16 protein-coding genes and 2 tRNA genes are annotated in these 18,183 nt (G+C 34.3%); 12 read left to right on the top strand and 6 right to left on the bottom strand.

Translation table 11 applies throughout. From position 1 onward, the window contains the following. Positions 1-73: 73 nt before the first annotated feature. From tig to PBV87_RS01550, 9 genes are all read left to right on the top strand, one after another. Complete coding sequence (gene tig / locus PBV87_RS01590) at positions 74-1,372, top strand: trigger factor (RefSeq protein ID WP_053984733.1); 1,299 nt, start codon at positions 74-76, stop codon at positions 1,370-1,372. A 45-nt stretch (positions 1,373-1,417) separates the two neighbouring features. Further along, on the top strand, positions 1,418-2,002 hold the full coding sequence (clpP, locus tag PBV87_RS01585) for an ATP-dependent Clp endopeptidase proteolytic subunit ClpP (RefSeq protein WP_053984732.1): 585 nt from the start codon (positions 1,418-1,420) through the stop codon (positions 2,000-2,002). Between the two features lie 18 nt (positions 2,003-2,020). Then, positions 2,021-3,313, top strand: a complete 1,293-nt coding sequence (clpX, locus tag PBV87_RS01580; RefSeq protein ID WP_053984731.1) for an ATP-dependent Clp protease ATP-binding subunit ClpX — start codon at positions 2,021-2,023, stop codon at positions 3,311-3,313. Positions 3,314-3,404: 91 nt separating this feature from the next. Continuing rightward, positions 3,405-5,045, top strand: coding sequence for an ATP-dependent protease LonB (gene lonB / locus PBV87_RS01575; protein WP_271010905.1), 1,641 nt, complete (start codon positions 3,405-3,407; stop codon positions 5,043-5,045). Positions 5,046-5,169: 124 nt separating this feature from the next. Beyond that, positions 5,170-7,476 (top strand): endopeptidase La, encoded by a 2,307-nt coding sequence (gene lon / locus PBV87_RS01570; protein WP_053984729.1) that lies wholly within the window; start codon positions 5,170-5,172, stop codon positions 7,474-7,476. Between the two features lie 16 nt (positions 7,477-7,492). Next, on the top strand, positions 7,493-8,143 hold the full coding sequence (gene yihA, locus PBV87_RS01565; RefSeq protein ID WP_053984728.1) for a ribosome biogenesis GTP-binding protein YihA/YsxC: 651 nt from the start codon (positions 7,493-7,495) through the stop codon (positions 8,141-8,143). A gap of 162 nt (positions 8,144-8,305) precedes the next feature. Beyond that, positions 8,306-8,503 carry a hypothetical protein gene (locus PBV87_RS01560; protein WP_271010904.1) on the top strand — a complete coding sequence of 66 codons (198 nt, stop codon included), beginning with the start codon at positions 8,306-8,308 and terminating at the stop codon, positions 8,501-8,503. An 87-nt stretch (positions 8,504-8,590) separates the two neighbouring features. Continuing rightward, positions 8,591-8,663 (top strand) — tRNA-Gly (locus PBV87_RS01555). An 8-nt stretch (positions 8,664-8,671) separates the two neighbouring features. Continuing rightward, positions 8,672-8,746: transfer RNA gene (locus tag PBV87_RS01550), tRNA-Pro, on the top strand. 168 nt (positions 8,747-8,914) lie between these two features. Here PBV87_RS01550 and PBV87_RS01545 read toward each other — a convergent pair. The 3 genes from PBV87_RS01545 to PBV87_RS01535 form a co-directional block, all read right to left on the bottom strand. Next, positions 8,915-9,439, bottom strand: coding sequence for a DUF4364 family protein (locus tag PBV87_RS01545; RefSeq protein WP_053984726.1), 525 nt, complete (start codon positions 9,437-9,439; stop codon positions 8,915-8,917). A 65-nt stretch (positions 9,440-9,504) separates the two neighbouring features. Then, complete coding sequence (gene mnmL / locus PBV87_RS01540) at positions 9,505-10,419, bottom strand: tRNA modification radical SAM protein MnmL/YtqA (protein ID WP_271010903.1); 915 nt, start codon at positions 10,417-10,419, stop codon at positions 9,505-9,507. A gap of 65 nt (positions 10,420-10,484) precedes the next feature. After that, positions 10,485-10,919, bottom strand: coding sequence for a hypothetical protein (locus tag PBV87_RS01535; protein ID WP_053984724.1), 435 nt, complete (start codon positions 10,917-10,919; stop codon positions 10,485-10,487). A 152-nt stretch (positions 10,920-11,071) separates the two neighbouring features. Between PBV87_RS01535 and PBV87_RS01530 the strand changes: the two genes are divergently transcribed. Both PBV87_RS01530 and PBV87_RS01525 read left to right on the top strand, forming a co-directional pair. Further along, positions 11,072-11,776 (top strand): winged helix-turn-helix domain-containing protein, encoded by a 705-nt coding sequence (locus PBV87_RS01530; RefSeq protein WP_271010902.1) that lies wholly within the window; start codon positions 11,072-11,074, stop codon positions 11,774-11,776. Positions 11,777-11,779: 3 nt separating this feature from the next. After that, positions 11,780-13,168 carry a HAMP domain-containing sensor histidine kinase gene (locus PBV87_RS01525; RefSeq protein WP_271010901.1) on the top strand — a complete coding sequence of 463 codons (1,389 nt, stop codon included), beginning with the start codon at positions 11,780-11,782 and terminating at the stop codon, positions 13,166-13,168. 67 nt (positions 13,169-13,235) lie between these two features. Here PBV87_RS01525 and PBV87_RS01520 read toward each other — a convergent pair whose 3' ends face one another. Continuing rightward, a complete protein-coding gene (locus tag PBV87_RS01520; RefSeq protein ID WP_053984721.1) occupies positions 13,236-14,426 on the bottom strand; it encodes a THUMP domain-containing class I SAM-dependent RNA methyltransferase in 1,191 nt (396 codons plus the stop codon). A 209-nt stretch (positions 14,427-14,635) separates the two neighbouring features. Here PBV87_RS01520 and PBV87_RS01515 point away from each other — a divergent pair, with 209 nt between their 5' ends. Next, positions 14,636-16,093: a methyl-accepting chemotaxis protein gene (locus PBV87_RS01515; protein ID WP_053984720.1), complete on the top strand. Its 1,458-nt coding sequence runs from the start codon at positions 14,636-14,638 to the stop codon at positions 16,091-16,093. Positions 16,094-16,185: 92 nt separating this feature from the next. On the opposite strand, the gene lysA is transcribed toward PBV87_RS01515, so the two are convergent. Both lysA and PBV87_RS01505 read right to left on the bottom strand, forming a co-directional pair. Next, on the bottom strand, positions 16,186-17,442 hold the full coding sequence (gene lysA / locus PBV87_RS01510) for a diaminopimelate decarboxylase (RefSeq protein WP_053984719.1): 1,257 nt from the start codon (positions 17,440-17,442) through the stop codon (positions 16,186-16,188). Positions 17,443-17,453: 11 nt separating this feature from the next. Beyond that, positions 17,454-18,140: a TrmB family transcriptional regulator gene (locus tag PBV87_RS01505; protein WP_053984718.1), complete on the bottom strand. Its 687-nt coding sequence runs from the start codon at positions 18,138-18,140 to the stop codon at positions 17,454-17,456. Positions 18,141-18,183: the final 43 nt, after the last annotated feature.

Below are 18,183 nucleotides of genomic sequence, written 5' to 3'. Positions count from 1 at the left end.
GGAATGTTAATTTATAATGCAATATTTACGCTTAAACGTAATGAATATTAAAATCCAAGGAGGATCATTTTTAATGAATACAGAAGTAAAAGTACTAGAAAATAGCATTGTATCACTTACAGTAGAAGTTGGCCAAGAAGTAGTAACAGGTGCAGTTAACAAAGCTTATAATGAAATGAAAAAAGATTTCAATATGCCAGGGTTCCGTAAAGGTAAAGTACCTAAAGCGATGATCGAAAAAATGTATGGTCCAGAAGTATTCTTCAATAAAGCTGCTGATATCATCATTGATGAAACATTAGCAACAGCTGTAGAAGAAAACAAAATTGATATGGCAGCACGTCTTCGCCAAGGAGATGTTGAAGTAGCTGAAATGTCAAAAGATGGAATGAAATATATTGCACACATCACAGTTAGACCAGAAGTTGAACTTGGTGAGTACAAAAACCTTACAGTAGAAGTAGCAAAAGCTGAAGTTAGCGATGAAGATGTAGATATGGCTATCAATGCTGAAGCAGAAAAAAATTCACGTGAAATTACAGTTACAGACCGTGCTGTACAACCACAAGATAAAGTAATCATTGACTTTGAAGGTTTCGTAGATGGTGAAGCATTCGAAGGTGGTAAAGGTGAAGATTATGCACTTGTAATCGGTTCAAAATCATTCATCGATAACTTCGAAGATCAATTAATCGGTGCTGAAATTGGTAAAGAAGTAGAAGTTAATGTTACATTCCCAGCAGAATATCATGCTGAAAATTTAGCAGGTAAACCAGCTATGTTCAAAGTAACAGTTAAAGAAATTAAAGTTAAAGAACTTCCAGCAATCAATGATGATTTCGCAGCAGACGTTTCAGAATTTGAAACATTAGCTGATTATAAAGCTGATATTAAGGCAAAACTTACAACACAAAAAGAAGCTAGCTACAAAGCAGAAGTTGAAAACCAAGCTATTCAACAAGCTGTAGACAATGCAAAACTTACAGTACCAAACAACATGATTGAAGATCAAGTTGATAGAAGCATTAAAGAGTTCGAAATGCGTATGCGTCAACAAGGTCTTGAGTTAGCTCAATACTTACAATTTACAGGTATGGACATGGATAAATTCCGTGAAAACTTCAGAAAAGATGCTGAGTTCCAATTACGTTCAAGAGAAGTTCTTGAAGCAATCGTTAAAGCTGAAGAAATCACTGTAACAGAAGAAGAAGTAATGGCAGAAGTTGAAAAACTTGCTACACGTTACAAAATGGAAGTAGAAGAACTTAAAAAATCATTCGGTGCTTACGAAAGAGAAATGTTAAGTTCAGACCTTAGAGTACAAAAAGCTGCTGACCTTATTACATCAACAGCAAAAGTAGAAGCAAAATAATATTTATACAAAAAAGCAAAATAGAAAGCGTTGGGAGGGTGAAAAATGAGCTTAGTTCCAGTAGTTGTAGAACAAACCAATAGAGGAGAACGTTCATACGACATTTATTCACGTTTATTAAAAGATAGAATCATCATTTTAGGAGACGAGGTTAATCAAGTTACTGCTAACTTGATTGTTGCACAGCTTTTATTCTTAGAAGCAGATGACCCAGATAAAGACATTATGCTTTATATCAATAGTCCAGGTGGCTCTATTTCAGATGGTATGGCAATCTACGATACAATGCAATATATCAAATGTGATGTATCCACTATTTGTATGGGGATGGCAGCAAGTATGGGAGCGTTCTTACTTGCAGGGGGAGCTAAAGGAAAAAGATTTGCTCTTCCAAATGCAGAAATTATGATTCATCAACCACTTGGTGGCGCTAAAGGCCAAGCTACAGATATTGAAATTCATGCACAGCATATTATCAAAACTAAAGCTAAAATGAATCAAATGCTTTCAGAAAATACTGGTCAGCCTCTTGAAAAGATTAAAAATGATGTAGAAAGAGATTATTTCATGGATGCTCATGAAGCAAAAGCTTATGGTATCATTGATGAAGTAATCAGTGCAAAAAAATAATTAGAAAAGAGGTGGAGCATGCCAACTAAATTTGATGATACAAAACAACTAAGATGTTCATTTTGTGGAAAAAGTCAAGATCAAGTTAGAAGATTGATTGCAGGCCCACAAGTTTATATTTGTGATGAATGTATTGAACTTTGCTCCGAAATTATAGAAGAAGAGTTTGAAGGTGATGAAGAAGCAGGTGGTATCTTTGATATGCCTACACCTAAAGAAATAAAAGCACATCTTGATCAATATGTTATTGGGCAAGATGATGCTAAAAAAGCTTTAGCAGTTGCAGTTTATAATCACTACAAACGTATTAATACACCTTCACATAAAGACGATGAAGTTGAAATCCAAAAAAGTAATATTTTACTTTTAGGACCAACTGGTTCAGGTAAAACATTCCTTGCACAAACACTTGCAAAAATGCTTAATGTACCATTCGCTATTGCTGATGCAACAGCACTTACAGAAGCAGGTTATGTAGGTGAAGATGTTGAGAATATCTTACTTAAAATTATCCAAGCAGCCAATTATGATGTAGAAAAAGCTCAAATGGGTATTATCTATATCGATGAAATTGATAAGATTGCTAGAAAATCAGAGAACCCATCTATTACACGTGATGTAAGTGGTGAAGGTGTACAACAAGCTCTTCTTAAAATTTTAGAAGGGACAGTTGCTTCTGTACCACCACAAGGTGGAAGAAAGCACCCACATCAAGAATTTATCCAAATCGATACTACAAATATCTTGTTTATTTGTGGTGGTGCTTTCGATGGTCTTGATAAGATCATTGAAAATCGTGTTGGACATAAAACAATGGGATTCGGTGCAAGCATTGTAAGTAAAAAAGAAAAGAGTGTAGGCCAATTACTTAAGTCTCTTGAACCACAAGATCTTCTTAAGTTTGGACTTATTCCTGAGTTTGTAGGACGTATTCCATCTATCGTGTCACTTGATAGTTTAGATAAGGAAGCACTTCAACTTATTCTAAGTAAACCTAAAAATGCTCTTATCAAACAATACCAGAAGTTATTTAATTATGATCACGTTGAATTAGATTTCACTCAAGAAGCATTAGAAGCAGTAGCAAATCTTGCTATTGAACGTCAAACAGGTGCACGTGGATTACGTGCGATCTTAGAGGATGTTATGCGTGAAGTAATGTATGAAGTACCTTCTGTAGCAGAAAATGTTGAGAAGGTTATCATCAACGCAGATACAATTAAAGATAAAGCTGAGCCAGAGATTGTCTATAAAGATGCTTCTAAAGCACCTAAGAAAAAAGCATTAAAATCTGATGGAGAATCAGCATAATAAAAAATATGCAAGGCAACGTTGCCTTGCATATTTTTTTTAGCCTCCGGCAATAATCTAGAAAACAGATTTTCAAGGAGGATTTTAGAACATGAATGGAATTTTGATAGGGGTACAGTTCTTTTTTTCCTGTGTCATTGGGTTGTACTTTCTACTACAACTTAAAAATACAAAGCAAACTAAAACAAATATTTGCAGAGATTCAGATGAGAAATATGAGAAGATGCAAAGAATGCGTTGTATACGTCTTACTGAGCCATTAACAGAGAAGATGCGCCCTCATGATGAGGCAGATATTATCGGGCAAGAAGATGGTATTAAAGCACTAAAGACAGCACTATGCAGCCCTAATCCACAGCATATATTAATTTATGGAAGCCCAGGGGTAGGTAAGACTGCCGCAGCACGTATTGCCCTTGAGATGGCTAAGCAGTGTGAGATGTCTCCATTTAATTCTAAGAGTAAGTTTGTAGAGATTGATGCAACTACACTTAGATTTGATGAACGTAGCGTGGCAGATCCACTTATGGGTTCTGTGCATGATCCTATTTATCAAGGGGCAGGTGCTTATGGACAAGCTGGTGTACCGCAACCTAAACCAGGAGCAGTTACCAAGGCTCATGGTGGCGTACTCTTTATAGATGAAATAGGTGAACTACATCCTATTCAAATGAATAAACTTCTTAAAGTATTGGAGGATCGTAAAGTTTACTTAGAGAGTGCTTACTACAGTCCATATGATGAAAATACACCAACTTATGTACATGATGTATTTAAAAATGGTCTTCCAGCAGATTTTAGACTAATAGGTGCAACAACCAGGTCAAGAGAAGAGATTCCTTCTGCGCTTAGGTCAAGATGTGTAGAGATTTTCTTTAAGGATTTAGATGAAGAAGAAATTATGAAAATTATAGACCGAATCATTGCAAAAGAGCATATGCCAATTGAAGATACAGCAAAAGAGATGATTACACAATATGCAGCTAATGGTCGTGATGCTGTAAGTATCTTACAAACGGCTTATAATAAAATGCTTTATGAACATGCATCTACAATCGCTAAAACAGATGTAGAATGGATTGTAAAATCAGGTGGTTATACCCCAGCACTTCACAAAAAGTTAAATACAGGCTATTATATAGGTAAGGTAAATGGCCTAGGTGTGATGGGACACTCTGGTGGTATGGTATTAGAAGTAGAATCTATTGCACAGAAAGTGGGTACTGGAAAAGGAAAAGTTAATATTACAGGAGTAATTGAAGAAGAAGAGTTAAAGATGAGTACAAGTAAGGCAAAACGTAAGAGTATGGCATATAGTTCTTTAGAAAATGTATTAACTTTGCTCAAAGTGAAATATAATGTAGATTATGAAGACTACTATATCCATGTTAATTATCCATCAGGTATCCCTGTAGATGGACCATCAGCAGGGATTACTATGTTTTGTAGCCTTTACTCAGCTCTTTTTGAAGAGCCAGTACCTGGGAATATTGCTATGACTGGTGAGGTAACCATTAATGGTAATGTTTATCCAGTAGGCGGTGTGAGTGAAAAGATTAGAGCTGCTAAGAAAGCTGGAGCAAGAGCAGTTATTATTCCTAAAGAAAACATGCAAGAGACTTTCTTAAAGGAAGATATAGAGATTATTCCAGTTGAGACAGTAACTGAAGTTATTGAGTATCTTTGGGATATGCCAATTACCAAAAAGGCAGAAAATATCCTTCACGCATAGTTGCTTATGTATTAATACAAATAACGCACAAGGAGTACTTTATTTTAAGTATTCTTTTGTGTGTACATATATAAACAGATGATAACCATCTGATAAATAGAGAGAATAAAGAAAGGAATAAGAGATGACAGAAAGAAAACAAATGCCTTTAATTCCGCTTAGAGGCTTAACAGTATTTCCTAATATGATTATTCATTTTGATGTGGGGAGAGACAAATCTGTAAAGGCGATTGAAGCAGCGATGCTACACGATGAGGAGCTTTTACTTGTAACACAAAAGGATACCAAACTAGAAGAGCCAGAACATGAAGATCTTTATGAAATAGGGACAATTGTAAAGGTTAAACAGATTGTAAAACTTAAACCACCAGTGCTTAAAGTTCTAGTAGAAGGTATTAAAAGAGCTAAGTTGTTAGAAGTAACTTCTAAAGAATATATGGAAGGTTACATAGAGGAAATTGAAGAAGAGGAACTGGAAGTAACACTTGAGACAGAAGCATTAATGCGAACTGTAGGAGAGTTATTTGAAAGCTATGCTTCTCTAAATACAAAACTTTCAATGGATATGGTGTATAGCATATTAGGGGGTAACTCTCCAGTGGAAGTAATAGATTTGATTATTGCCAATATGCCGTTAGAAGTAGCGAAAAAACAAGCTGTTTTAGAATGCTTAGATATTACAAAACGTATATACAAGGTAGTTGAATTACTTCAAGAAGAAGTAGAGTTACTTAAAATTCAAAAACAAATTTATAATAAAGTAAAAGACAATATTGATCAAACTCAAAAAGAATATTATTTGCGTGAACAGCTTAAGGTAATCCAAGAAGAGCTAGGCGATAAAGATGGCCTTAAGGCGGATGTTGATAGTTATAAGCAAAAATTAAATGAACATCAAATGCCTGAAGAGGTTAAAGCAAAGATTGAAAGGGAAATCAATCGTTTAATGAAAATACCAAGTAGTTCACCAGAAACAAGCATGCTTAGGACTTATATTGAAGCTGTTCTAGATTTACCTTGGGAAAAGTCTACAGAAGAAATAGATGACTTAAAAGTGGCAGAAGATACATTAGAGCGTGATCATTATGGACTTACACAAGTTAAAGATCGTATATTAGATTTCTTAGCAGTTAAGAACTTTTCTAGATCAATAGAAGCACCTATTTTATGCTTAGTAGGGCCTCCAGGGGTAGGAAAAACATCTATTGCTAAATCTATTGCTGAAGCAACAGGAAGAAACTATGTACGTATTTCTCTTGGTGGTGTACGTGATGAAGCAGAAATTAGAGGACATAGAAGAACTTATGTTGGTGCTATGCCAGGACGTTTTGCAACGGCGCTTACACAAGCACACTCTAATAATCCACTTATGCTATTAGATGAAATTGATAAAATGATGGGAGACTTTAGAGGGGACCCAGCAGCCGCATTGTTAGAGATTTTAGATGGTGCTCAAAATCATAGCTTTAGAGACCATTATCTAGAAGTTCCAATTGATTTAAGTAAAGTTCTATTTGTAGCGACAGCAAACTCACTTTCTACTATTCCAAGACCACTTCTTGATCGTATGGAAATCATAGAAGTAAGTAGCTATACATCACTGGAGAAACTTCAAATTGCAGAACGTTATTTAGTTCCAAAAGAACTTAAAAAGCATGGGTTGACTAAAAAGACACTTAAAATTTCTGAAGAAGCTCTTAAATATGTTATTGAACATTATACAAGAGAAGCTGGTGTAAGAAACTTAGAACGTCAAATTGGAACACTTTGCCGTAAGGCAACACGTGAAATGACTACAGAAAGTAAAAAGTCTGTGACTATTAATTCGAAAAAGGTGCAAAACTATTTAGGAGCACCAAAAGTTAATTATGCAGAAAAGAACAAAAAGCCTCAAGTTGGTGTAGTACGTGGTTTAGCATGGACAGCGGTTGGTGGTGATACACTTTCTATTGAAGTCAATGTTATGGATGGTAAAGGTAGTTTTGAGCTTACTGGTAACATGGGTAATGTGATGAAAGAATCTGCTAAAGCTGCCATGAGTTTTATTCGTTCTAAACGCGAAAAACTAGAACTTAAAGAAAACTTCTATCAAAATATTGATATCCACATTCATATACCAGAAGGGGCAGTGCCAAAAGATGGCCCTTCAGCAGGTATTACAATGGCTACTGCTATTATATCTGCTTTAACCAATAAACCAGTTAGAAATGATATAGCAATGACAGGTGAAGTTACAATTCGTGGGCGTGTACTTCCGATAGGAGGCCTTAAAGAAAAAATCCTAGCTGCTAAACGTGCTGGCATTTTTGAAGTAATTGTACCAAAAGAAAATGAAAAAAATATTAGAGAAATAGATGCAGACGTGTTAGACGGCGTAAAAGTTATTTATGCTGAAACAATGGAAGATGTACTTGAGCATGTCTTTGCATAATACTTAGGAGGAACAAATGAACGTAACAAAAGCAGAACTCATTATAACAGCAGGTAATAAGTCACAGTTCCCAGAGATGAACAAACCAGAAGTAGCCTTTGCAGGAAAGTCAAATGTAGGGAAATCATCCCTTCTTAACTGCCTTGTAAATCGTAAGGCTTTAGCAAGAACAAGTTCACAACCAGGAAAAACTCAAACGATTAATTTTTATAATGTACAAGACGAAATTCGTTTTGTAGATTTACCAGGTTATGGCTATGCTAAGGTATCAAAAACAGAGCGTGAAAAATGGGGTAAACTTATTGAAGATTACCTTTGTAATAGAGAAAACCTTAGAGAGGTTATTTTACTTATTGATATTAGACATGAAGTAGGCAAAAATGATAAGATGATGTACGATTGGATCGCACATTATTATGAGAGAGTTAACATCATTGCGACAAAAGCAGATAAACTTAATCGTAGTCAAGTGCAAAAACATATTGCTATGGTTAAGAAAGGGCTAGGGCTTCGTCCTACAGATAGAATTATGGCTTTCTCTTCAGTAAGTAAATTAGGGAAAGATGAGATTTGGAGTATGCTTGATGGTGTTATTGTAGATTATAATAACGAGCAGGCTGAGGTATTAGAAGAAGTAAGTAGTGAAGGTAATATCTCTGAGGATTAATAAATACATTTAAGTATAAGCATAACAATTAAATAAAAGGGTATAATTTAGAAAAGGAGCAAAAAAATTAAATTTGTTCCTTTTTTTGGTATTTTATTGAAAGAAAATTTGAAAAATGTTAGAATATAATACAGATAGAGAGGTGTGTATTTGATGAATGAAATGTCAAAATGTTATTATTTAAAAAATGGTCGTTTAGATTTATCCGTATTAGATGAAGTATCTATGAGTTTACCAGAAGAAAACATGACAGCAGTAGAACAACAAACATCTATACCAAGCCTGCAAGATTCTAAGATTTATATAGATGAAACTATTGAGAGTATATTTAGGGAAATGAGCGACTATTTTAATCAATAGGAAAAAAATTGATAAAAGGACTTGACTCTATACAAGTGATATGATAAGATAATTCTTGTCAAAAGAACAAGCCATTAATTAGTTTATGCGCGAGTGGCTCAGTTGGTAGAGCATCTCCTTGCCAAGGAGAGGGTCGCGGGTTCGAGTCCCGTCTCGCGCTCTTATTTTCGGGGTGTGGCTCAGTTTGGCTAGAGCGCCTGATTTGGGTTCAGGAGGCCGCAGGTTCGAGTCCTGTCACCCCGATGATATAAAACGTCTAGATATTAATCTAGACGTTTTTTTATTATGTACTCACTAGGTTAATAGATCCTGAGAGTAGATGTAATAAACAATGGGCTTAATAAACGAATTATAAAGCTAAGATAAATAAGTGGACAATAAAATAAACCAGGCTGTAATGGACAGCCTGGTTTATTTTGATATAATTTGTAAGATTTCGCTATAAAGCTTATCAGAATTATTTTTCCAATTTTCACAAAGGGCTATGGCCTGCTTCTTAGAAGCTACATTGATAGAAAGATTAATTAATGTGGAATCGTGTTCCATAACTTTACAATGTACCATATATTCGTGTTCCTTAGTAGGAATATATTCGGCAGTTACATCTCTTTGTGTTCTAAGTTTTCTCCAGTTACTCGAAATAAAAGTGTCTAATTCAGTGCGAATAGAATTTGGTATTCTAGAAGCAAAGAACTCTAATGTTTGAAGTCCCTTCTCAGAAATGTCAAAGTTAGAAGCATTATTTTCGGTTGCTTTTGTGATAAGTTTTGATGCAACAAGTTCATTAAGTGATTGTTGCATAGAAAAATAATCGGTGTAGCCTCTTTCTAAAACGATTTGCGTGATTTGGGAAAGAGTAAGAGGCATTTTTACTTCTGATAAAAGATAGAGCACAGTAAGTTTATTAATTGTAAAGTCTTCGTTAGTATTAAACATAGGCCACCTCCTCACGCTTTTTAATATATATTGTATATTAAAGTTAAGAAAAATACAATATGTGTTTATCTATAACCTTGGTAGATATTTTCTGATTTGAGATATTTATGGATATGATTCAATACCATTGTTTTATGTGTAGTCCATAAAGGAGCTATTAAGTGGTTGCGATCACCATCACCAGTAAGTCTATGAATGACAAAATGAGAAGGGAGAATTTTGAGTATCTCTCCTACAATTTCTACATACTCATCCTCTGTAAGTAGTGGAAATGGTTGTTTATTATAAAGTTTGCCAAGAGGTGCATTATCTAATACATGCAGCATATGCATTTTAACGCCTTGAAGAGGTAGCTTACTCATATAGGTAGCTGTTTCAAGTATATCTTCTCGAGTTTCGTAAGGAAGCCCAATAATCATATGTGCAACGACTTCTATACCACGGTTATAAAGCTTGTAAACAGATTCTTCAAAACAGGCTAGATCATGCCCCCTATTTATGAATGAACTTGTTTTTGAATGTATTGTTTGAAGCCCTAATTCAATCCAAAGATGTGTACGTTTATTAAGTTCACCTAAGTAGTCTAATAGATCTTCTTCTAAGCAATCTGGTCTTGTTGCAATAGCAAGACCGACTACATTAGGAAAACTTAGAGCTTCTTCATATTGCTCTTTTAATACTTGTAAAGGGGCATATGTACTAGAGTAAGCTTGGAAATAAGGCATATATTTTGTGACGTTAGGCCATTTATTAGATAATAAGGTAATATTCTCTTCCATTTGTTTTGTAATAGAGTATTTGGAAGAACTTGTAAAGTCTCCACTACCACGACTACTACAAAAGATACATCCACCAGTAGCGACTTTTCCATCTCTATTAGGACAAGTAAAGCCTCCATCTAATGAGAGTTTCATTACTTTTTCGCCATGACGTTCTTTTAAAAAATCGTTTAAACTATAGAATCTTGTAGCATTTGACATGAAAAAATCCTTTCTGCGTATAATAAAAAACAAGGCAATGCCTTGTTTTTTATTATACATTTAATTTAATAACTCGCAAGGCTACTTTCTTCTTTATGAAGGCGAATTTCTTCACATGTAGAAAGTAAAGATGCCCATTGATCATTGGTCGTCATAGTACGAGCGACATTGATAAAATCTTTTCGAAGTTTTTGGGTATAGTCTTTTTTTATCTCGGCAATTTCTTCATCATCTTTTGCTTTAGACATAGCAGTTAAAAAATGAGCTGCACGTTCTGAAGATACAAAAGGGAGATAGGGTTGAAGAAAATCAAGTTCAGATTGTAAAGCTTGATACTGTTCTTGAAAAGGATTTCCCTCTACAGTATCCATATAGTTATAAAGAGACTCTAGATTAAAAAAGCGTATGTTCTTAAGCTGACTATAATCAAAATGGGCTAAAATATCACGGAATTGATTAATATGGGCCTCGAGTTCTTGTTTACTAAGTAGCTTTGACATTTCAAATCCCCCTTAAATGTGAAAAATAAATAGAAAATCTCGTTCTCTACCACTTATTATATCCAAAGTCCTCAAAAAGGTGTCTGGTAAATTTACTTATACGTAGTTTACGTTTATAATAAAAGATGTAAACACAAGAGTGGAGGATAAATATGGAAAAAGTAAAAATTTTGATAGTAGACGATGAAGAACATATTCTTGAACTCATCGCTTACAACTTATCTCAAAATGGATTTAAAGTTTTTACAGCAACATGTATACAAGAAGCCGATCGAATTTTAGAGGATGAAGTAGTAGATTTGACACTCTTAGATATTATGCTACCTGACATGGATGGTATGACAGCACTTAAAAAGTATAGGAGCAATCCTAAAACTCAAAATATGCCTATTATCATGGTAACAGCAAAAGCGGAAGAAATTGATAAGATTATAGGCCTTGAGTTAGGTGCAGATGATTATATTACCAAACCATTCAGTGTAAGGGAAGTAGTAGCTCGCGTCAATGCGGTAGTTAGAAGAAATCAACGTATAGAAAAAAGTACAAATAAAGAAGCTCAAGAATTAAATTATAAAGGTTTAAGACTAGATATAGAAAGTCATACAGTTTTTTTTGGTGATCAACAATTAGAACTAACACTTAAAGAATTTGAGATTTTAAAAATTCTAATGCAAAACAAAGGTCGTGTAATGACAAGAGAAGTATTGCTCGATCGTATTTGGGGTTATGAATACTATGGTGAAACAAGGACAGTAGATGTACATATCCGTTATTTAAGATCTAAGCTAACACAGTATGGTCTAGAGGATTGTATAGAAACAGTACGTGGAGTAGGCTATCGCTTTACAAAGGAGTAATGCATGAAAAATAAGATTATTGGACCTGTAATGGTAGCAATATGGGTATTAGCGCTTATTTATATGAGTAGTAGTTATCTCAGCTACGAAGAGTTAAGTATTAGAGGTTTACTAGAAAAGAATGTAGCTGTGCATTTAGGTACTCAGATGATTTATAAGACAGTAGGGATAACTGTTATTGCATCCATTATTCTATACTGGATACTCAGAACATTTATTAAAGAAATTGTTGACCCTATGCAAAATATGACAGAAGAAGCAAGTTCATTTGCAAAAGGTGAATACGTTCATCAAGTTAAAAATTATAGTATAAAAGAGGTTCAACAATTAGCAAGTGCCTTAGATGATATGGGGGAAAAACTTTATAGAACGATTAGAAAACTCCAATATCAAAAAACTAAAGCAGAATCTATATTAAGTAATTTAAATGAAGCGATTATTATTTTAGATGAAGAAGGCTATATTACAGAAGGAAATGAAAAGGTTAGAACACTATTAGGTGGAGATGCCATTAAGAATCAATCTATACTTGCTTTAATTCGTGATGCAAAGGTTATGCAGGTTATAGAAAAAGCGGTGGGACAAGGTGTATATGGTTCTTGTGAATTTCTTAAAAATGATCAAATTTTACATTTTCGTATAGGACCTATTAGTAAAGGACGAAAAAAATATGGATTTATTATTTCCATAAGAGACATTACTCAAACGAGGCAGCTAGAAGTCATGCGTTATCAATTTGTAAGTAATGTATCTCATGAACTTAAGACGCCACTTACGAGCATACAAGGTTTTGCAGAGACGTTAAAAGAAGGGGCAATCGATAATAGAGATATAGCATTGAGATTTATCGATATTATTGATATAGAGGCCAAGAGACTTTATCGCTTAATTCAAGATATACTATGCCTGTCTGAAATTGAAAATATGGAGAATAATGATGGGAATGAAGTCAACTTTACACCATTAATCGAAGAAGTTGTATCAATGCTTGAGCAAAATGCAACTGAAAAGCAAGTAGAAATTAAACTAGATATTAAGCAATCTCTTATTCTAGAGTGTGCCAATACAGATTATGTGAAACAAGTTATTATGAATATAGTAAGTAATGCAGTTAAGTATACAGATGAAGGAAATGTAATAATCTCTACTTATATTGAAGATGGAAAGAAAGTATTTTGTGTACAAGATACAGGGATAGGTATTCCAGAAGAAAGCTTACCACGTATTTTTGAAAGATTTTACAGAGTAGATAAAAGTAGATCACGTAAAAGTGGTGGTACAGGTCTAGGACTTTCTATTGTTAAGCATATTGTAGAGCTTTATGGTGGAGTAGTAGAAATTACAAGTAAAGTCAATCAAGGGACAAGTTTTAAAATTGTGTTTCCAGAATAATTAATTTTAAAATTTATAAAAAAGGCACATAGAGCCAGGTAAATATACACGCTCTATGTGCCTTTTTTTATTCTATTGGTTGCTTCTCATTTGGCTCAACAACTTTGAAGTTCTCACCATCTTTTGGTGGGCGAGGTCCAAAGTATTGATAGAATTTAACTGGAATACGTCCGTTGAAAAGTTTACGATTTTTATTAGCACGTTTTCCAAAGTCTTTTTCAAAATCAGGTGCAGATGTAACAGCATAGAAAGACCAAGTTTCATTAGAGTCAATAAGGGTACGTAAATCCTTATGAAGTCTAGGAAGTTCTTGACTTGTACTAATACGTTCACCATAAGGTGGGTTACAGATTACAACACCATAGTCTCCATGAGGAAGAGAAGTCTTGTGGATTGGTTTTGCAAAGAATTGGATACATTCGCCTACACCAGCAGCTTCTGCGTTCTCACGTGCAGCTAAAATCGCATTACGATTAATATCAGAAGCATAGATGATAGGGTTACCTTTTTGGTCCATTTGGTCACGTGCTTCCTCGCGAAGCTCTTGCCAAAGTTTACGAGGCACTTGAGGCCACGCACAAGATGCAAAAGAACGGTTAAGCCCAGGGGCAATATTTTTAGCCATCATAGCAGCTTCAATAGCAAATGTACCGCTACCACAACATGGATCATATAGAATACGTCCTTTTTGCCAGTAACTAATTTGTAAAAGTGCAGCAGCCAATGTTTCTTTAATAGGTGCTTCTACAGTGCTTACACGGTAACCACGTTTGTGAAGACCTTCATTACCAGTTGTATCAATAGTTAAAGTTGCAATATCTTTAAGAAGAGATACTTGTACAGTATAGCTTGGACCAGTTTCTTCAAACCATTCAATGCCATAAACTTTTTGTAAACGTGTAACAATAGCTTTTTTTACGATAGATTGACAGTCAGAAATACTAAAGAGAGCAGATTTAACGGATTTACCATTAACAGTGAATTTAGCATCTGGTGTAATCCATTTTTCCCAAGGAATAGCTGCAGTTTCATTGAAAAGTGTTTCAAAAGTAAGGGCTTTAAATTCTCCCATCTTAAGAAGTACACGGTCAGCACTGCGAAGCCATAAATTAGAAAGAACGATGGCTTCAACATCACCTATATAAGTAATCTTACCATCCGCAACTTCATTTATTTCATAGCCAAGTTCTTCTACTTCATGTCGAACAACAGATTCGATTCCAAAGGTAGAAGTAGCAATAAGCTCAAAAGTTTTCATAGGAATCTCCTTTTATCATACTTAATCTTATGTATTTTACTATAAGTTGAGCTAAATGTATAGGATAGAAGTAAATGAGACAGGAAAGATAAAAAATAATTGTAAACTAGTGTAAACCTAGTTTATAATTTAGATATCAGTAATATTAGCGGAAGAGTAGGGTTGACTTAAGGTGAAAATATATAAAATATACGAGGAGATCGTTTAATATGTTCAAACGTAAAAAGTGTTCAGAAGTATGCAGTATCTTTGATTATATGGAAAGTAATATGAAAGGGAAATGCTGTGAAGCACCTAAAACAAACCACCCACAGCATCAAAAAGTATTAGAAGTTGTAGATAGATATATGAATGTACATAGTTTAAATTATGATATGACAGTCCAACTTCTAGCAGAAAGCTCAAAGTTGAGTGAGTTTGATGTAACAATGAGCTTTAGTGCAAATAGACTTAAAAATATTGCAGCAGAGTTAGAGATGTCAAGTAATTGTAATATGGCAATTGTAGAAGAAGCGAAGTTAAGTATAAATGAAGTATCTGTGAGTTTGGAAGAAAGCACACACGTCCTTAAAGAGGTAAGTAGTAAGTCACTAGAGCTTATGACTACAAATAAAGAAAATATGCAACAACTTAATGAAATCAATAATATTAGACAAGTAGTATTCGATAATGCAAAGATTATGGAAGATAAAATTAATGTCTTAGAGCAACTTTCACATAAAGTAGATGAGATTGTAGAAGGTGTAAGAGCTATTGCAGAGCAAACTAATTTACTTGCTTTAAATGCTAGTATTGAAGCAGCAAGAGCAGGGGAACAGGGGAGAGGATTTGCTGTTGTTGCAGAAGAAATTAGAAAGTTAGCAGAAGGCACAAAAAGTAAGTTAGGTGATATGCAGACCTTTACACAAAATATTAGAGAAGCAACAACCGATGGTATCCATAGTGTTAAAACAACCATTCACTCAATGGAAGAAATGGATTCAAAGATGGAACAAGTTAATCATACATTTGAAGAAGGCGGACGTAATCTAGAGATGACAGTAGGGCAAATTCAAACTTTATCAACAACGATAAATGAGATTAATCAGTCAGCACAAGAGATTTCAGTTGGGATGAATGAAGTTGTACTTGAGACAGAAAAAATGAATCAAATGTCTTTAGAAGTAAGCGAAGTATCTGAGAAAACTTATGAGTATGCAAAGAGTATTAGTTCTATAGATGAAGGGGTATCTAACCAGATAAAAGCAATATTCCATAATATGAGTGAGGGTTATACAAAACTTTCAAATGAACAATTTATAATAGTTATTGAAAGAGCGATTAAAGCACATCAAAAATGGGTTATTAAGTTAGAAACAATGTTAAAAAATAAAAAGATTGAAGCTATCCAAACAAATGAGAATAAGTGTGAGTTTGGTCACTTTTATAATGGTTTAGAGATTAAACATCCACAGATTAAAGAAGTATGGGATACGATTGAAGGCATTCATAAGACCTTACATAATAACGGGCATCATGTTATTCGTGCAATTGAAACAGGAGATTTAGTAGGAGCTCAGAGAATTTATCAAGACACCTATGGGATATCAGAGCAAATTATTAATAAGCTTCAAGAGATTATAAAAATTGCTAAAAGATTAGAACAACAAGAAGAAATGGTATTCTAGTTAGCAATGAATAATAAAAAAGAACCTTCTATATCTAGTGAAAAATTCCTAGCTATAGAAGGTTCTTTTTATATTTTTAATATTAATCCTTGTTATACAAGCATAGGACGAAGTAAATCTTCAAGTGTCTCACGTTTGCGGATTAATTTTACATTACCAGTTTCCTCAATAAGGACTTCGGCAGTACGAGGACGTTGGTTATAAGAAGATGACATTGAGAAGCCGTAAGCACCAGCATCTAATACTCCTATTAGGTCACCTACATGTGGAGTAGGAAGAAGACGGTCTTTAGCCAGAATATCCCCACTTTCACAAATGTTACCTACTACAGTAAAAGGTGTTAGTGGTGAAGTACAAGCAACATGTGTAGTATAAAGTTCCATATCATGATGTGAGTCATACATAATAGGACGTTGAAGAACATTGAATCCTACATCTGTTCCAAGGTAATGTACACCAGCATTTTCTTTTAAACTTGTAACTGTACCAAGGATAAGTCCGCATTCGCAAGGGATATAGCGTCCAGGCTCAATTTGGAATTGAAGTTTTTTGCCATAGCTTTCAGCAAAGTTGTGAAGTACAACATCGAGTTTGTGACCAAGTGTTTTAATATCTAAGCGTGCTTCACCATCTTGTTTATGATAAGGAATACCGAAGCCACCGCCTAAATCAATAAATTCTAAATCCTCAAAGTGCTCTGCGATGTGTAAGATAGAAGCAGTACTTTGAATATATGGATCGTAATCCATAAATAATGAACCGATGTGTTGATTAATTCCTACTAATGTTAAATCATATTTTTTAAGAAGAGATTTAACAATATCAATATCTTCTTGGTTAATTCCGAATTTAGTTTTTTTACCTGCTGTAACAACTTTTTCATGGTGGCCAGCACCAATACCAGGATTGAAACGTAAAGCAACTTTACTACCTGGGTTCATTTCTCCATAAAGTTCAAGTTGAGAAAGAGAATCTAAGCTCATTAGAACACCATGATTGATCGCATAACGCATATCTTCAGCTGTAACGTTATTTGGAATAAAGAAAAGTTCTTCCGGTTTGAATCCACTTTGAAGTGCAAGGTATATTTCACCAGGACTCATAACATCTGCATGAAGGCCTTCTTCTCTAACAATTTTAAGTAAGTGAATATTTGTATTTGCTTTTACTGAATAGTGTGGAACAAAGTTCTCATAAGTAACTAAGTTTTTAATTTCTTTGCAACGTGTACGAAGAATTTCTTCATTGTAAATATAGAGTGGAGATCCGTATTCTTCAATGAGGTCGAAGACATTGTTTCCTCCAAAGAATTGAGTATCAGTTGTAAAATTACCGTGTAAAGTGTGCATAGCAATCCTCCCTATTGATTCGTGAGACGAATCATTTCTAATTCTGTGATTAATGATTCTCGCATAAGCCGTACGAGAGATTGATTAGTGGTATAAAGACATTGTGATGATGTATTAGCTAGATCCCCAGTGATGACACAATGTGTATCCACAATCATATGAAAACCAAGAGGCGGTTTGACTTTAACATAAACAAGAGCCTCTCCTAATATTAAATGTGAATTACAAATAATGGTGACTCTTTTACTTGTACTAATCTCACTTAGGACATCCCTAAATTGTTCAAGAATGTCAGCAGTTGTCAAAATATACAAATGTGATTTGCAGCTTTTGATAGTATTTGTAATTTTATCTATAACATTTTGATAACCTTTGATTGTTATATAAGGATCTGAAACAAGTAAATTCTCAGGATAGAATGTATCAATTGTTTCATAAATGGCTTTAAAATCTTTTTTTGCTAAAAGAAGTAAATCTTCCTTTGATATTGCAATATATTTGTTAGGTTCCTCGTCTAGAAGATAGCATTTACCTTTGTCTTGGAGACTATATAGTGCTGCGTATACATTAGAACGAGAAATGCCACAGAGTTTTGCAACTTCATATCCTGTTAAAGCACCATGTTTACAAAGTGTTGTGTAAATAGTAGCTTCTATAGGTGTTAACCCTAACTTGGTAAGTGCTTCTTCGAAATGCATATTATCACCCTTAGTAGTTTTGTTTAGAACTACTATAGAATAA

The sequence above is a fragment of the Holtiella tumoricola genome (genome assembly GCF_027857615.1).
In the GTDB taxonomy this organism is placed as follows: Bacteria; Bacillota; Clostridia; order Lachnospirales; family Cellulosilyticaceae; genus Holtiella; species Holtiella tumoricola.
Note: the sequence above shows the minus strand (reverse complement) of the source record. Positions and strands in the feature narration are given on the sequence as shown.

Coding starts and splice junctions, on each gene's coding strand:
- lonB (WP_271010905.1), top strand. CDS start 3,405: ATGAATGGAATTTTGATAGGGGTACAGTTCTTTTTTTCCTGTGTCATT.
- clpX (WP_053984731.1), top strand. CDS start 2,021: ATGCCAACTAAATTTGATGATACAAAACAACTAAGATGTTCATTTTGT.
- PBV87_RS01505 (WP_053984718.1), bottom strand. CDS start 18,140: ATGCATTTCGAAGAAGCACTTACCAAGTTAGGGTTAACACCTATAGAA.
- lysA (WP_053984719.1), bottom strand. CDS start 17,442: ATGCACACTTTACACGGTAATTTTACAACTGATACTCAATTCTTTGGA.
- lon (WP_053984729.1), top strand. CDS start 5,170: ATGACAGAAAGAAAACAAATGCCTTTAATTCCGCTTAGAGGCTTAACA.
- PBV87_RS01530 (WP_271010902.1), top strand. CDS start 11,072: ATGGAAAAAGTAAAAATTTTGATAGTAGACGATGAAGAACATATTCTT.
- yihA (WP_053984728.1), top strand. CDS start 7,493: ATGAACGTAACAAAAGCAGAACTCATTATAACAGCAGGTAATAAGTCA.
- PBV87_RS01535 (WP_053984724.1), bottom strand. CDS start 10,919: ATGTCAAAGCTACTTAGTAAACAAGAACTCGAGGCCCATATTAATCAA.
- PBV87_RS01515 (WP_053984720.1), top strand. CDS start 14,636: ATGTTCAAACGTAAAAAGTGTTCAGAAGTATGCAGTATCTTTGATTAT.
- tig (WP_053984733.1), top strand. CDS start 74: ATGAATACAGAAGTAAAAGTACTAGAAAATAGCATTGTATCACTTACA.
- PBV87_RS01525 (WP_271010901.1), top strand. CDS start 11,780: ATGAAAAATAAGATTATTGGACCTGTAATGGTAGCAATATGGGTATTA.
- PBV87_RS01545 (WP_053984726.1), bottom strand. CDS start 9,439: ATGTTTAATACTAACGAAGACTTTACAATTAATAAACTTACTGTGCTC.
- mnmL (WP_271010903.1), bottom strand. CDS start 10,419: ATGTCAAATGCTACAAGATTCTATAGTTTAAACGATTTTTTAAAAGAA.
- clpP (WP_053984732.1), top strand. CDS start 1,418: ATGAGCTTAGTTCCAGTAGTTGTAGAACAAACCAATAGAGGAGAACGT.
- PBV87_RS01520 (WP_053984721.1), bottom strand. CDS start 14,426: ATGAAAACTTTTGAGCTTATTGCTACTTCTACCTTTGGAATCGAATCT.
- PBV87_RS01560 (WP_271010904.1), top strand. CDS start 8,306: ATGTCAAAATGTTATTATTTAAAAAATGGTCGTTTAGATTTATCCGTA.